Below are 14,319 nucleotides of genomic sequence, written 5' to 3'. Positions count from 1 at the left end.
GGAGAGCACTGCCTGGTTGGCGCTGTCCGCGGACTGGATGGTGACCGTGCCGTCGAAGTGAAGGCCGGCCAGCGAGATCGAGCCGTAGTTGCCGGCCGCCAGCTGGATGGTGTCGCCGGCATGTGCGTTTTGCAGGGCGGCAAGAAGACCGTCGGAGCTTGTAACGGTTAGAACGGTCGCCACTGACTGGGTTGGTTCTGACAAGGTGGAATCCCTCGTTGCGCTCGCCCCCGCCAGCAGCATTTCCAGGCCCGAACCGCGGTCTAGGCCGACCCGATCGATTTGGCTAAGCGTCCGTTAGCCGCATTGACGATCCCGCCCCAAGGGATCGGCCGAAAGGGCTAAGGAAAACCTAAGAAGATTGAATCTGCGGGGGTTTTGGCTGCGGCAGAATGCCCGTGAGCAGCGGCTTGGGCGTCCGGGCGCCGTCAATCGGGTCCGGAGGGGACACAAGATCGCAGCGTTTTCGCCGCCCCAGGCACGGAGTTTGCAGTCTTTGCGGCTCTGAGCCGCGTCATGCGGTATGATATCGATGCTCGGCCGCTCTCCCCGGCGAGCGCGGGCTGGAATGGGCGATTCGATGCGTGCGACCGTTTGCCTTCTCTGCGCCGCCGGCCTGCTGTTGGCCGGTTGCGGGCGCGCGCTTCACTCGGTCGCCGGCGTGGCCGAGAACGCCCGCACGGCCACCGAGCAAATGGCCTCGACGAGCGAGGCCTCGAATGCGTCAAGGGAAGTTCTGATCTATCCCGAGGCCTCGACCCTTCGGGGGGGGCCTTCCCTCGCCCTCACGCAGCGCTACGAGACGCGGGAAGGACCGGATGGCTTCATGATCTACGACACCGAGACCCACACCATCGCCCGCATCGGCAACCAGACCCAGTCGGGGCTGACGATGGAACAGGCGAAGAAGGCCGCGGACGCGCTTAGCACCGCCGCCAGCCACGCGGGCCAATAGGCCGAGACCTCGTCAGGCCTGGCGCCGACCCAGTTGCGCGGCGCGTTCGCTACCCACCAGGACCCGCTGACCGGCCGGCTTTGTCGCGCTGATCAGGTCGTGGACGAACTGTTCGAGCCCCGGCCAGGCTTGGGCGGTCCCGTCCGCTGTGGAGAACCGGCACAGGATCCCGTCGGGGATCAGGCCCGCCACTGCGTTCTTGAACCGGTAGCCCCGCTGCTCGGTCGCATCGATCGGCAGGTACTCGCCGAGCCTGGTCCAGTAGACGACGCTCTCTTCGTGGTCCGACGACTGGGCGAGCAACAGGCGCGCCGGCACGGTGACGGCATTGTCCAGGCGGATCTGCGTCGGTTCGTTGCGCAATAGGACGTAGCCGAAGGCCGGATAGCAGACCTCGGGCCGATGCAGCTGCAGCTCGTCGCTCTGCCGCTCGCCATGCGCCAACAGCATCAGCACCTGGTGGCCGCCCGGCCCGTCGGTATAGGCGCGGGTGACGAGTTGATTGTAGAGCTTCGAGGAGAGGGTTCCCGGGCCGTTCAGCGCCAGGGGGTCGCCCACGTCTTCCGAGGTCCAGGCGCCGAAGCTGCGGGGGATGAGATCGTCCAGCTTGGCCGACTGCAGCAGCGAGACGTAGTGGTGCGGCTTGAGCTGCCGGGCCAGCAGGGCGGCGCCGACACAGGCGGCGCCGGCGAAGAGTGCGCGCCGGTTCATCAGGCGGGCCGCCATGCGCGGGGCACGATCCGCACCAACAGGCTGTCGACCGCGAACACCAGGACCAGGTCGATGGCGAACAGCAGGAAGCCGGCCGTGTAGTGCAGGAAGCCCTGGGCGACCTCGTCGCCGAAGAAGTAGGTCAGGAGAATGAGGATCATGACGCGCAGGATGTTGCCGAAGATCGCGATGGGGATCACGAACGCCGTCATCAGCAGCGAATAGCGGATCGACGAGCCCCTCAGCAGGTAGATGTAGAGGAGGCTGATGGCCGTGAGCCCGACCAGGGAATTCATCCCCGAACAGGCGTCCTCCATCAGAAGCTGGTACTTGGACACGTAGATGGTGACGCCTTGCCGCGAGACCGGCAAGCCGACGGCGTACAGCGAGCGCATCGCCACTTCGGAGACGAACTGCTTCAGGGGCGCGGTGATCTTGTCGATCAGCCAGCCGGGCGGCGGAATGGCGAAGCCGAGGTAGAACAGCGGAAACCAGTTCCTGACCAGGGCGGCCACGCCGAAGGCCGAATGCAGCATGGCCACGCCGACGCCGAACAGGCCCAGCGTCTCCAGACTGATGAAATCGAACACCCGCCCGAAGACGTAGATCGCAAGGCCGAGGATCAACCCCAGGGCGCTCAGCCAGAGCGCGCCCTGCCTTGCGCTCGCGCGCGCCGCGGTCAATTGCCGGGCCAGCAGCCACAGGCCGGTGACCAGCACGATGGGTCCATGGGCGCCCGACTCGCGAACCCAGGCCTGGCCGGCGAGGGTCTTGATGGTCGGCACGGCCAGGGCCGCAAACCCCAGCAGGCCCGGCCACCAGTCGGTCAGCAGCTTGCGGATATCCAGCGCCGGCAGACGGTCGGCGGTAGCAGCCACGTCACGCGTCATTCAGGACAGTGCCGATCACCGTGGAATGGTCGGCGCGTAGCTGGGCCGCGAGGGTCTTCACGTCGGAAACCAGTCCTTTGTGACGCCGCGACACGATGAGGCTGTAGGCGGCGACCGAGGCGATCCGCCGGCCGTCCGCGCAGCTGTTCGCCGGCGGCGTATCGATGATGGTCATCTCATAGTCGCGCAGGCAGCTGTTGATCACCTGCTCGAAGGACGCCCGCGCCAGGAGTTCCTGCGCGTTGGGGGCCGCGCCGCCGGAGAACAGCACCGACATGTTGGGCAGGATATCGCCCTGCACGTAGTCGCCGACCGAGGCGCCCGCCACCGAGAGGCACTCGCGCAGGCCCGGAAGATCGCGATCGGGCCTGACGACGCGCTGGATCATCGGCTCGCGCAGATTCCCATCGATCAGCAGGGTCTTCACGCCGGCCTGGGCCAGGGAAACCGCCAGATTGGTGGCCACGAAAGTCGCGCCCAGCTTGGGACCCGCCTCGCAGATCGCCAGGGCGCGGCGTCCGGCCTCCACGTGCTGGGCCATGATGTGAGTGCGCAGGGCGCGGATGTATTCCGCGCTCTGGGCGAACGGATCCGACAGCGTCACCAGCGACTCCGAGAAGGAGTACTGGCCGCGCCGCACGTTCGCCGCCTCGACAGGCTGATGTAGAGTCATTCACCCCACCCCAGGGACACGAAGGAGAGAGAGCTCACGCCGGCGCCGATCGCGGCGTGGCCGGGCCGAGGCCAAGGATCCTGCGCAGCAGGCCGGTCTTCGGACGCGGCGAGCGGATGACGCCGATGCAGAGCACGTCCTTCGAAAGGTTCAGGTCTTCCACGCCCCGCACGCGCCGGTTCAAGAGCTCGAGCAGCAGGGACAGGGCCAGCCCCAGCCCGATGCCGAGGGCGGCGGCGCCGCCCAGCATGAGGGGTTTGTTGGGGAAGGTCGGCTTGGTCGGCGCGAGCACAATGCCCATTGGGGTCAGTCCAGACTCCGTCAGGGCCGCCTGCAGGGCGAGCTCGGCGCCCCGCGCCGCGGTTTTCTTGTATCCGTCGCGCCGCAAGTCGACCTCGGCCTGCAACTGACGAAGACGTTCGACCTTGTCCCGCTGGCTGATCACCCGGGACTTTTCTTCCTGCAACACGCGGCTCAGCGCCGCCGCGCCTGAGGCGCCGCTGGAGGCCTGCCGCGCCGCCGAGTCCTCCTGCGCCACCACCGCCGCCATCGTCGCGCGCTGGGCCCGGAGGTTCTGCATTTCGGGGTGATTAGGGCCGAGATTCTTGGCGACTTGCGCGATCTGCGCGTCGATCTGGGCCAGCTGCATCCTGGCGCCGGAAGTCGCCATGGCGACATTCGCGGCGTTCGGCATCGCCAGCTGACCGGCGAGCGCCGCCAGCCGGCCGCTGTCCATGTCCGTGTCGTTGGACTGCATGACGATGCCGGTCTCTTTCTCGTACGCGGCCTTCTTCATTTCGGCCTCGTCGGCCAGCTTGCGCAAGCCTTCCGCCTGCCCGTTGTACCAGACGGCGAGCTTCGCCGCGTCGCGCTGCTTGTTGGCCAGACTGGCTGCTATGAAGGCGTCGCGCAGGCCTTCGGCCCCGGCCCTGGCCTCCAGCGGGTTCGGCGACTTGAAGGTGATCTCGAGCACGGTGCTCGAGGTGATGGCGGTGGAGGTGGCGTCGCTGACCTGTTGCGCCAGCCAGCGGCGGAAGTCGCGGGTGTCGGTGCTGGGCCGCCCCTGATAGGCCCGGATGCGGCCGGGATCGGACAACCAGCCGAGCCGGTCCACCACGGGACCGGCCACCGAATAGTCCTTCACCAGTTCCTGCTGGGCGTCGAAATAGACGCCCGCATTTCGCACATCCACCGAGCCGCCGGACAGCGGATCCTGCTTCAGGATGTCCATGTTCACGCGCGCCGTCGCCTCATAGCGAGGCTGCACGAGGGTGACGACGGCGAACGCCCCGAGCACTGACGCGAGCAGCGCGACCAGGACGAGGATGCGCCTCGCCCACAGAATACGGAGGAACTGGATGATACTCATTCTGGATCTTCCGCTGCCCTAGAACAGGCGCTCCCCCACCTCGACGATATCGCCCGGCTCGACCTTGGTGTCGAGCTTCACGTCCTTCACCGCCACGTTCTTTCGATAGATCTTGACCTTCTTCTCGCTGCCCATCTCGGTCAGGCCGCCGCCTCTGGCGATCGCCTCGCGGACGGTGAGTTCCTTGGACACTGGGAATGGTCCCGGGGTCCTGACCTGGCCGGAGATGTAGAAGACCTCGCTGGTGGCGGCCGGGACGTAGATCTTGTCCCCCGCCATCACCACCGGATCGGCCCCGCCGGCGCCCATGGCCAGGTCCTCCATGGAATATTTCTTGGACGAGCCGTCGGCGCGGGTGAGCACGACGACGCTCGAGCCCTCGCCCGTGTGGGCGCCCACGCGGGCGATGATGTCGGAGAGGTGATAGGTCCGGTCGAGCGGCAGGAGCCCCGGGGTCGCGACGTTGCCCAGCACCGTCGCATAGCGGCTGGCGACGCCCGACACTTCAATGCGCACCACGGGGTTCGAATAAAACCCTCCCTTGGCCAGGGCGTCCTGGATCTGTTGCGCCAGCTGGGCCGTCGTCAGGCCGAGCGCCTTCACCTTGCCCAGCAGGGGCAGGAGGATGGTGCCTTCGGTCGAGATGCGCGCGCGGTTGTTGAAGTCGGTTCGGCCAAGGACGCCGATATCGACCGCGTCACCGATGCCGAGCACGAAGGCTTCGTCGACGATGACCGGCGCCGGCGCCGGCGCTGCCGCATCGGGCGCGGCGCCTGGGGCGGCGGTCGCACCGGGAGCACCCGGAGGGATCGGGTTGATCGGGGTGATCGGCGTGCTCCTGACCGGCGCGCCGATTGGCGGCGCCTTCGGCGTTTGCGCGTAGGCGGGCGCGAAGGAGCCGAACAGCAGAATGGCGGCCGTTAAAGATCGCAGCGTACGAATGGGGGCCTCCCACACCTGATTAGAACGACGTCGAGATCGTAAGGCTGACCCGGTCGTCCTTGAAGTTGAACAACGCAAGATCGGTCTTGCTCTCCTCGTGGTGAACGTCCGCTGACAGGGCGGATTTCCGCCCCACCTTGAACGTCACCCCGCCGCCCACCATCCATAAGTCCACCCGGTTGGGAGCGACTTCCTGAATGAGCGGATCAAGACCCTTAAAGGTTTCCTTCGACCAACTGCCGCCAAGATTCACCTGGATGCGTGAAGATAGGGTGTAGTCGGCGCCGAGGTCGACGCGGTCGGTCACCGCGAAAGCCGCCCCCTGCCGGATCGTGGCCTGCACGCCGCGGAAGAGGCTTCCGGTGAGATGCAGCCGCGGGCCGACCTGATAGGTCAGTCCGGCGTTCGCCGTCACCCCGTTAAAGGAGGTACTCTCTCCCGGCAACTGAGCCGACCCGAGGTCGGTGTTCGACGTGCTGTAGTAGACCCCGAGCTGGCCGGCGAGGCGCCTACCGATCGGCCGGCTGAACTGGACCCCCACGCTGGTGACGTCGAGGCTGTTCGGCGTGCCGGGCAGGGACGTGAGTTGATTCTTATAGTCCGTCTTGCTGTAGTCGACGACCAGGGAGACGTTGCCGAGGGTGTGGTTGGAGTAGCCCACCGAGCCTGACACCCCAGTCGTGTCGTAGTCGACGAGCAAAGCGGCGGTGTTCGTCACCCCGGAATGCAGCACCTGGACGCTTTCGGTCAGGCCCGCGGTCGAGACGCATGTCTCGCTGGCCGAGACCGTATAGCTCTGGATGGTGTTCTTGGTGACGAGGAGCGTGAGGTCTTCCAGACCGCTCTGCCCACGGTCGAAGGACAGCTGCCCTCCGAGCTGGCATTTTCCGAACGTCGCGTTGCCGGCGGCCGAGACGTCGATCTGCTCACGGCGAAGCGTTCGATTCCTCTGGTAGTAGTCGTATCCGAAGTAGCCCCTGAGTGCGAGACCCCGCCGCGGGTTCGGCGAGACGTAGTTGACGGTGATGCTGGGCGAATAGATCACGTCCGAGCTCTGCAGGCCGCGGATCGCGGCTGCGGTCTCGCTCCCGCGCGCAGCGTCGCTGTCGTAGGTCGTCCGCTCCTGGATCCCGATGGTCAGAGGTTGGCTCGGCCCGCCGAGCGTCGCGGGCGCCATGGTAGGGGCCGCCCCGCCCGCCTGGGCCCTGGCTGCGCCCGACGCGGCCGAGGCCAGAACAAGCGTCGCCACGCCGGCGAAGGCGTAGCCTAGCCGGCGGCTCTGAACCGCATCGGATCGCCGGCGAACCGCCGTACGGGACCGAGCATCTTGAGAAGTCGTGCAGACGTTGGCTGCCATTTCACCCCTGAGTGACGCCGAAACGCACTCGCCCCTCTTCCGTTTGTGTCAGCCGGCCTTGCCGGCGGGTGCGGCCGATCCGCCTTGAGTTGGCTTCCCCTTTGCGGGCGGCGGAGGCGGCGCATAGGCCTTGTTGTACACGACCTTGGCCTTCGGGTTCGAGACCACCGCTCCGAATTGCCTGCGCACGGTTTGCTGGGCGCGCTCGGCCTTGATGTACTGGGTCGCGTGCTTGGTCGCCACGTCGTTGGGCACCGGGACCAGCTTGGTGTCCACGATCTTGTTTGCGATCATCATGTTCTGCGCCGGCACGACGAAGACCTCCCCGGGGGGCATCTTCGCGATCTGGTCGAGCAGACGCACATCGACGGTGAGCGAGTCGATCGTCGCCTTCGCGGCGGTGTAGCGGATCCCGTGGCTCGTCAGCACCTGGCCGATCGCGTCGAGATCGTTCAAGGGCTTCAGTTCGTCGAGGACCTTGCGGTCGGTGATCGGCGGCAACCGCAGCTGATCGACAGTGAACACCTTGTGGTTCGCGTAGAACTCCGGGTGCTGCGTGATGAATTGCTGCACTTCTTCAGGGGCCGGTTGCGGCACCGCCTTGACGAGGCTGTTCTGCCAGGCCTGCACCAGCAGCGACTCTTCCATCCGCTGCTTTTGCAGGGCGAAGTCCGGCGACTTGGCGACGCCGGCCTTGGTGGCGGCCTCGGCGATCAGCTTGCGCGCCACGATGTTCTGAAGCGCCTGCTGCTCGGCGCGCTTGCGGGTCGCGGCGTCCGGCGCGTTGAAGCCGGCGAGCTCTGCCTGGATCTCCTGGACGGTGACCTCTTGGCCCCCCACCTTCGCGGCGACTTGCCCCGTTGGCGCTTTGCCGCCGCCGCTGCAACCGCCGAGGGGCGCACAAACGGCGAGCGCAAGGAACGCCACGCAACCTATTCTCATTTTCGATAGCCCCGAGCTTTTTTCGTTTCCCACGCCGAACGCAGCAATTTTCGTGCCGCCCCCGACGCATGCGTAAGCCTACAGGCTCGGACTATAAAAGACATCATCTGTCTGACTAGACGCATCTCGCGCGGGATATCCAAAGGCCGGGCGGAGGCCGGCTGCCACGCCTTCGATCCGCCGCACATGGAGGGACCACCTTGATCGCCATTCAGCCGCGCCGATAGAATCTGTGGAGGCCGGGGGCGCCTCCGGTGCAAGCTGGCGACGAATCGTGGGCTCGCCGGTTTGATCAACGTCCTTTAAGGCCCCGATCGTATGAAGGCCGCAGGTCGGACTGCGCGAAGGTCAAGGACAGCCGTTGAAACCGAGCACTTGGAAAGTCCGACTGCAGGCGTCCAACTGGTGGCAGGCTGCTCAAGCCGTCCTCCCGGACCCCCGGTCAGTTGCGGACCTCTGGCGAGAATGGCGCGCCCGGCCCCGGCCGATCGTGCTTCGGCCATATGTCGACCTTCACAGCCGCTGGCGGCTCGCGGCCAAGGTGCTGGCGCCGCTTGGCATCGGACTGTTCTGCATCGTTTACGGCTTCTTCTACGCGATCACCGCGCCTTATCTGATCATCCCGCTGGCCGCACCGATCGCGGTCCTGGGGCTGCTGGCGATCTGGGCGTTGCCGGAAAACAATGTCGTTCCGACAAAGGCGATGGAGCTCACCTTCTCCGCGCTGATCATAGGCCTGATACTTTGGCCGAACTACCTTGCCCTGGCTTTGCCCGGTCTCCCCTGGATCACCATGGTGAGATTGACTGGCTTTCCAATGGCGTTCTTCTTGTTGATCAGCCTTTCAGCCTCTACGACATTCCGCGATCGCATACTCGATACCTCGAGTGCGACCCCGCTGGCTTTCCGTATGTTCCTGTTGTTTTCCGCCAATGAATTCATCACCTTGCCTTTTTCCCACAAGCTGACGGAATCCATAAACAAGGTCATTATCCAGCAATTGAACTGGACCGGTGTGTTCCTGGTCAGCCTTTATATCTTCCGAAAGCCTGGAAGAATTGAGCGTTATCTCTTCCTCCTGCTCGCGATTGCGATCCCGATTGTCGCGCTGGCTTTCATCGAGTCGGAGGAGCAGCATGTGCTCTGGGCGGGGCACGTGCCGAGCTTCCTGCGGGTCGAGGACCCGTCCGCGCAACGGGCGCTGGCCGGCGCGGTGCGCGGCGCCACCGGTCAGTATCGCGCCAAGGCCACCTTCTCCACCGCGCTCGGGCTCTCGGAGTTCGTGGCGTTGATGACCCCCTTCGCCCTGCATTGGGCGGTGGGCCGTTATCCCCTCCTCCTGCGGCTTCTAGGCCTGGCGCTCATCCCTGCGCTCTATTTCGTCGTCCGGATGACGGACGCGCGCCTGGGGGTCGCGGGCTATCTGGCCTCCCTGCTCATCTATCTGCTGTTCTGGAGCCTGGTGCGCTGGCGCCGGCGGATGAGCGACATCCTGACGGCCGCCATCGTCTACGCCTATCCCTCGGTGTTCCTTGCGGCCGTGGCCGCGACGATGTTCGTCCACAAGATCCATGTGATCGTCTTCGGCGGCGGGGCCCAGGCCGCCAGCAACGAGGCGCGGGGCAACCAGTTCCGCATGGCCCTGCCCGCCCTGCTCCGCAACCCCATTGGGCATGGCGCGGGCCAGTCCGGGGACGCGATGGGCTATGGAGCCGGCGACTTCATCGCGATCGACAGCTACTACATCAGCGTCGCGCTCGACTACGGGATCATCGGCCTGACGCTCTATGTCGCCATGTTCGCCATGGTCATCGGGGCGGCCGTGACCACCATGCTGCGGGCGCCCCCGACGAACGACCGCGAAGCCGCTCTGCTGATGCCGCTCGCGACCTGCCTGTGCGCCTTCCTGGTGATCAGGGGCGTTTTCGAGCAGCCCGACATCCATCCGATGATCTTCATGATGGTCGCGATGGTGATCGCCCTGGTGGCGCGCGCCAAGGCGCAGGCCGCTCAGCTACCCGAAGTCGCCGCCCGCCAGGCGGTCATTGAGCAGCAGCCGCGCCGCATCCAGGCCGCCGCGGGCGCCGTCAGGCGGGGGCGTCAACGCCCTTAGGCGGCGTCAGCGCCGTCTGCCGTTCGGCCCAGCAGGCGCTAGTATGCTGGATTTGAAGTTCGCCAAAGTCAGCCGCAAGCGATTGCGAACTTCGGAATCGGGACACTAGCTGTCCGCCCACTCCGGAATGCCTCGCCTGTTGGCAAGACCGGCCACCCAGCCCTGCACCGCATAGTTCAATTGCCGCCAGGCCCGCCGCTTTCCAAAGCGGACCAGCAGAGTGGCCAGGGTGGTCAGGACGGTCATCGGAAAGAGCGCCGGGAAGCAGTCCCGGCTGAGCAGCACCCTATTGCGCTCGTTCAGGTAGACCGAGAGCCTCGAGCGGCCCCGGAGGTCGACGGCGTTTCCGGTGCTGGTGCCCTGCTTGTGCATGACGACGCCCTGGGCCGCGAAGCCGAGCCGCATCCCCTTCTTCAGCCCCCGCAGGCACCACTCCACTTCCTCGCAGTACAGGAAATAGTCCTCGCGCATGGGTCCAGCCGCCTCAAGGAACTCGCGCCCCACGAGCATCGAGGCGCCGTTCAGGAAGTTCTGCAGGCTCTCGACCCGTTGCGCATCGACGGTCTCGGCGCCGTCACGGCCGTGGCCCAAGGATACGGCGCGGGCAAGCCAGCGCTGCCAGCGGCCGCCGTAGGCCTGCACCCTGCCGTCCGACAGCTGGATGGTCCCGCCCGCGGCCTGGCAATCGCCGCGCGCGAGGCGTTCGACCAGGGCCGACAGCGCCACCGGGTCCGGACAGGTGTCGGGATTGAGAACCCACCAAGCGTCGGCGTCCGGCGCATGCCGCATGCAGAGGTTCACCCCGCCGGCGTAGCCCAGGTTGGAGGGGGCGGCGACCAGCCGGACGGGCTGTCCGCCTGGCAGGAAAGCCGGGATCCTGACGCTGAGGTCCGCGAATGCGGCCGCCCCGCCGTTCTCGCAGACGACGACCTCGAAGTCCGCATGCTGCGCCGCGGCCAGCGAGCCCAGGCAGTCGGCGAGGTCTTCCGGATTGCGGAAGCTCACGATGGCGATCGCGACGTGGAAGGACATGCTCAAGGGTTCGAAAACAGCAGGCGAAATGAGTCGCCGAACCGCCAGAAGCGGATCCGGAACAGCACGGCGATCGCGCCGACGCGCTGCCCCACCGAGCTGAGTTCCGGACTGGCGATCACCTTGGCGGCGTGGACGACGGCCGAGGCCGGCAGCAGCAGCGTCCGCAAGACCCATCGCAGGCGCCGGGCCGGGCCGCCGGCGGAGAGGCCCCAGGTCTCGGCGTTGATCCGCTTCCACTTGGAGACAAGTTCCGTCCATGACCGCCGTGCGGGATGCCCGACGACCGCCAGCGGCGCATAGCCCAGCGAGAAGCCGGCGGCCTGCGCGCGGCGCGACCATTCGACGTCCTCCGAGACGCCGGTCTTGAAGCCGCCGGCGCGGTCGAACAGCGGTCGCGGGCAGAAGAGATTGCCGGCGCCGGTGAAACCCTTGCGCTCGATGTAGGTCTTGAAATCGAAGGCGAACACGCGCTCGAACGCCTCGACCGGCGTGACCCGCGCCGGGTCAGCGACCAGCACGCGCACGCGGCCGCCCACAAAGTCGAAGGATTCCAGGGCCTTCACCCCCTCCTCGATCCATGAGGGCTCCGCTACGCAGTCGGAGTCGATGAACGCCAGAACGTCGCCGCTCGAGGCGGTCACGCCGCCGTTCCGGGCGGGACCGGCGCCCTTCTCCGGAACGACGACCAGCCGGGCCCGCTCGGCGATCACCTCGGCGACGGCGGCCGGCCCCTCCGGTGACACGTTGTCGGCGACGATCACCTCGAACCGGTCCTTCGGATAGCTCTGCCGGCCCAGCGCCGAAAGACACAGCGCCAAGCCGCTCAGGTCGCGATAATGGGGAACGATCACGCTCACCTTCGGAGCACTGGCTAACCGCACGGCCGTCATCAAGGAGCGCTCGCTTTCTCGTTGTGCTACGCCTAGCCGTTGGGCGTTGCGTTGACCTTACCACGCCAAAAATCTTTGCCGGGCAGCGCGGGCCGGTAAGCCGATATGCGGCGTGGCGCGTTGGTGACGTGAGGCTCGACAACAGGCGGGCGCCATTTATCGGCCTCAGCCATGAAGCAGTAAGCTTTCTGTGGCGTAAGCTTGACGATGTACCGCCGCGCCGCGGCTACGATGGAGATACGACGTGGCATTGCCAAAACTCTTCCGCTCGTCAAACAAGCGGAAAGGGCAGCCGGCGCCTGACGCCGCTCAGAAGCTGCGGCTCGCCCTGCCGGACATGTTCCAACAGGCGGCGCCTGCGAGTTCGTCCGCCGACCTGCCTCGGTTCTCCGCAAGCGCCGCCGACCAGCCCAACCGGCGCGACGATCGATTCGGCGCCGCGCGGATGAAGCTGCGCAACGCCTATACCCCGTCGCAGCCGGTGTTCGACCGTCGGATGTTCGCCGGCCGCCTCAACGTGCTGAAGGCCGCCATCCGCTCCATCGAAGACCAGAGGCTGCACCTGGTGATCTATGGCGAGCGGGGCATCGGCAAGACCTCGCTTCTCCACATGCTGGCCTCGGCCGCCCGGGAAGCCCGCTACATCGTGGTCTATTCCTCGTGCGGCGCAGCGTCGAACTTCGACGAGACGTTCAGGGCTGTGGCGAGCGACATTCCGCTGCTGTTCCACAGCGACTACGCACCCACCACCGCGGAAGCCGAGACTGGGTCCTCCCTGGCCAGCCTGCTTCCAACCCGTAAAGTTCTCCCCCGTCAGTTCGGGGACCTCTGCACGAAGCTGACCGGCACCCGGGTCCTCATCATCCTCGACGAGTTCGACCGCGCGGAGTCCCTCGAGTTCCGCCGCGACCTGGCCGAGCTGATCAAGATCCTGTCGGACCGGTCGGTTCGCGTGCAGCTGGTGATCGCCGGCGTCGCCGCCGACCTCGCCGAACTCGTCGAGCACATCCCGTCGGTGCGCCGCAACATCCTGGCGATCCCCGTGCCGCTGATGCCGGCGGAGGAGATCGGGGAACTGGTGACCAACGGCGAGCGCACCAGTGGAATCACCGTCACGCCCTCGGCCCGCGACCACATCGTCGCGATCTCGGCGGGCTCGCCCTACATCGCCAGCCTCCTGTGCCATCACGCGGCGCTCGACGCCATCGACGACCAGCGGCTGGACGTCCTGCCTTCGGACGTGGCCTCGGCCCTCGAGCAGGCGCTGGGCGAGCTCGGCACCCGCATCTCCAAGAACACCATGGCGCAGGTCCATCGGCTGGTGAACGACACCGGCACCGACCTGCTCAGCCTGATCGCCTCGGCCTCCCTGTCCGGCGGCGGCGAATTCGACGCCGCCGCGGTGGAGGCCAAGGCCGGCGGGGCCACCAAGGCCGCGCGCTGCAAGAGCATCGTCGCCGAACTGGCGGCGCAGCAGATCCTGCTGCAGGAGCGCGACGACGGCTTCGGCAAGCGCTACGCCTTCATCGAGGACGCCGTGCCCTCATACCTCTGGTTCCTCGCGCAGCAGCAGACGTTTCGCGAAGAAGATGTAGCGCCCCAGCGCGTGAGAGCGCGCTAGCCGCTCCTCGAACTCCCTCGCCCAAGGCCGTCCGCCTGGTCTGGCGGACGGCCGGCGGGCCCTCCATCACCATCTCGGATATCCGCCTCGTTCGATCGACGGACCGGCCGGCCGTCCTTTGGCGAGGTCCGGACACAGCTAGCGGTCGAAGGACGCGCTTGGCGCGCGGCGAGCCTCGCTCTTCCCGCACCGCCGCGCGTGGCGGTGCGCTGTGCGCGGTCGCCTCACAACAAGAAAAGGCTCCCCGGACCCTGCGGTCCGGGGAGCCCTCTGATCGATAAGTCGCCTGGTGACTAGAAGATCCAGTCGGTCGACGAGAGCGCGGTGACGCCGGCGAGCTTGGCGACCGCCACGAAGCTGGCCGATCCGGTCGGGCCGTCCACGTCGACAAGGACGGTGGTGCCGGTGGTGTCGGTCTGGAACTTCACCCACTGATCGGCCACGGGATCGGTCCCCTGATAGGCGGTCAGGAGCGTATGCAGGTCGAGCGTGTCCTGCCCGTGGGTGAAGTCGGTGATCTGGGCGGCGACGGTCGGGGCCTTCTGGAAGTAGAAGACATCGGCGCCCGCGCCGCCGGTCATGGTGTCGGTCCCGCCCACGGACACCAGCAGGTCGCCGGTGGAGCCGCCGGTGAGGACGTCGGTTCCAGTGGTCCCGATGACCGCCAGGCCGCCGTTCTGAGTCACCCAGGTGGTGAGCAGCGAGACGTCGCCGATCGCCGCGGTGGGGATGGTGGTGTTCGGCCCCAGGACGAAGTTCACGTTGTCGGCGCCGCCGGCCTGCTGGAGGTTCACGACATCACTGCTCACCGAGTTGCCGGT

The 14,319-nt window shown here is 66.7% G+C and carries 14 protein-coding genes; 3 read left to right on the top strand and 11 right to left on the bottom strand.

Annotated elements, in window-relative coordinates:
- Positions 1 to 183 (bottom strand): hypothetical protein (locus JWP28_RS00615; RefSeq protein WP_299538797.1); only part of this gene is annotated, 183 nt, incomplete at its 3' end.
- A 397-nt stretch (positions 184 to 580) separates the two neighbouring features.
- On the opposite strand from JWP28_RS00615, the gene JWP28_RS00610 reads away from it, so the two are divergent.
- The gene (locus JWP28_RS00610) at positions 581 to 955 is read left to right on the top strand and encodes a hypothetical protein (protein ID WP_299538795.1); all 375 of its coding nucleotides are present in this window, start codon (positions 581 to 583) and stop codon (positions 953 to 955) included.
- A 12-nt stretch (positions 956 to 967) separates the two neighbouring features.
- Here the strand turns inward: JWP28_RS00610 and JWP28_RS00605 are convergent, their stop codons facing one another.
- The 7 genes from JWP28_RS00605 to JWP28_RS00575 form a co-directional block, all read right to left on the bottom strand.
- Entirely contained in the window at positions 968 to 1,666 is a 699-nt protein-coding gene (locus tag JWP28_RS00605; RefSeq protein WP_299538792.1) for an exosortase C-terminal domain/associated protein EpsI, read from the bottom strand.
- Positions 1,666 to 2,544 (bottom strand): exosortase V, encoded by an 879-nt coding sequence (xrtV, locus tag JWP28_RS00600; protein WP_299538788.1) that lies wholly within the window; start codon positions 2,542 to 2,544, stop codon positions 1,666 to 1,668. Before xrtV ends, JWP28_RS00605 begins: the two co-directional genes overlap by 1 nt.
- 1 nt (position 2,545) lies before the next feature.
- On the bottom strand, positions 2,546 to 3,229 hold the full coding sequence (locus JWP28_RS00595) for a CpsD/CapB family tyrosine-protein kinase (RefSeq protein ID WP_299538785.1): 684 nt from the start codon (positions 3,227 to 3,229) through the stop codon (positions 2,546 to 2,548).
- A gap of 34 nt (positions 3,230 to 3,263) precedes the next feature.
- Positions 3,264 to 4,598, bottom strand: coding sequence for a Wzz/FepE/Etk N-terminal domain-containing protein (locus JWP28_RS00590; protein ID WP_299538782.1), 1,335 nt, complete (start codon positions 4,596 to 4,598; stop codon positions 3,264 to 3,266).
- Positions 4,599 to 4,616: 18 nt separating this feature from the next.
- Positions 4,617 to 5,555, bottom strand: coding sequence for an SLBB domain-containing protein (locus tag JWP28_RS00585; RefSeq protein ID WP_299538780.1), 939 nt, complete (start codon positions 5,553 to 5,555; stop codon positions 4,617 to 4,619).
- Positions 5,556 to 5,559: 4 nt separating this feature from the next.
- Positions 5,560 to 6,717 (bottom strand): outer membrane beta-barrel protein, encoded by a 1,158-nt coding sequence (locus JWP28_RS00580; RefSeq protein WP_299538777.1) that lies wholly within the window; start codon positions 6,715 to 6,717, stop codon positions 5,560 to 5,562.
- 228 nt (positions 6,718 to 6,945) lie between these two features.
- Positions 6,946 to 7,824: a SurA N-terminal domain-containing protein gene (locus JWP28_RS00575; RefSeq protein ID WP_299538775.1), complete on the bottom strand. Its 879-nt coding sequence runs from the start codon at positions 7,822 to 7,824 to the stop codon at positions 6,946 to 6,948.
- A 556-nt stretch (positions 7,825 to 8,380) separates the two neighbouring features.
- On the opposite strand from JWP28_RS00575, the gene JWP28_RS00570 reads away from it, so the two are divergent.
- A complete protein-coding gene (locus JWP28_RS00570) occupies positions 8,381 to 9,952 on the top strand; it encodes an O-antigen ligase family protein (RefSeq protein ID WP_299538772.1) in 1,572 nt (523 codons plus the stop codon).
- A gap of 105 nt (positions 9,953 to 10,057) precedes the next feature.
- Here JWP28_RS00570 and JWP28_RS00565 read toward each other — a convergent pair whose 3' ends face one another.
- A complete protein-coding gene (locus tag JWP28_RS00565; RefSeq protein WP_299538769.1) occupies positions 10,058 to 10,984 on the bottom strand; it encodes a glycosyltransferase family 2 protein in 927 nt (308 codons plus the stop codon).
- Positions 10,985 to 10,986: 2 nt separating this feature from the next.
- Positions 10,987 to 11,838 (bottom strand): glycosyltransferase, encoded by an 852-nt coding sequence (locus tag JWP28_RS00560; RefSeq protein WP_299538767.1) that lies wholly within the window; start codon positions 11,836 to 11,838, stop codon positions 10,987 to 10,989.
- Positions 11,839 to 12,121: 283 nt separating this feature from the next.
- Here JWP28_RS00560 and JWP28_RS00555 point away from each other — a divergent pair, with 283 nt between their 5' ends.
- The gene (locus JWP28_RS00555; protein ID WP_299538765.1) at positions 12,122 to 13,498 is read left to right on the top strand and encodes an ATP-binding protein; all 1,377 of its coding nucleotides are present in this window, start codon (positions 12,122 to 12,124) and stop codon (positions 13,496 to 13,498) included.
- Positions 13,499 to 13,791: 293 nt separating this feature from the next.
- Here JWP28_RS00555 and JWP28_RS00550 read toward each other — a convergent pair.
- Positions 13,792 to 14,319: type I secretion C-terminal target domain-containing protein (locus tag JWP28_RS00550; RefSeq protein ID WP_299538762.1), on the bottom strand; the 528-nt coding region annotated here is incomplete at its 5' end.

It is taken from the genome of Phenylobacterium sp., from assembly GCF_028290885.1.
GTDB lineage: Bacteria > Pseudomonadota > Alphaproteobacteria > Caulobacterales > Caulobacteraceae > Phenylobacterium.
Note: the sequence above shows the minus strand (reverse complement) of the source record. Positions and strands in the feature narration are given on the sequence as shown.

Coding starts and splice junctions, on each gene's coding strand:
- JWP28_RS00610 (WP_299538795.1), top strand. CDS start 581: ATGCGTGCGACCGTTTGCCTTCTCTGCGCCGCCGGCCTGCTGTTGGCC.
- JWP28_RS00605 (WP_299538792.1), bottom strand. CDS start 1,666: ATGAACCGGCGCGCACTCTTCGCCGGCGCCGCCTGTGTCGGCGCCGCC.
- JWP28_RS00595 (WP_299538785.1), bottom strand. CDS start 3,229: ATGACTCTACATCAGCCTGTCGAGGCGGCGAACGTGCGGCGCGGCCAG.
- JWP28_RS00590 (WP_299538782.1), bottom strand. CDS start 4,598: ATGAGTATCATCCAGTTCCTCCGTATTCTGTGGGCGAGGCGCATCCTC.
- JWP28_RS00580 (WP_299538777.1), bottom strand. CDS start 6,717: ATGGCGCCCGCGACGCTCGGCGGGCCGAGCCAACCTCTGACCATCGGG.
- JWP28_RS00565 (WP_299538769.1), bottom strand. CDS start 10,984: ATGTCCTTCCACGTCGCGATCGCCATCGTGAGCTTCCGCAATCCGGAA.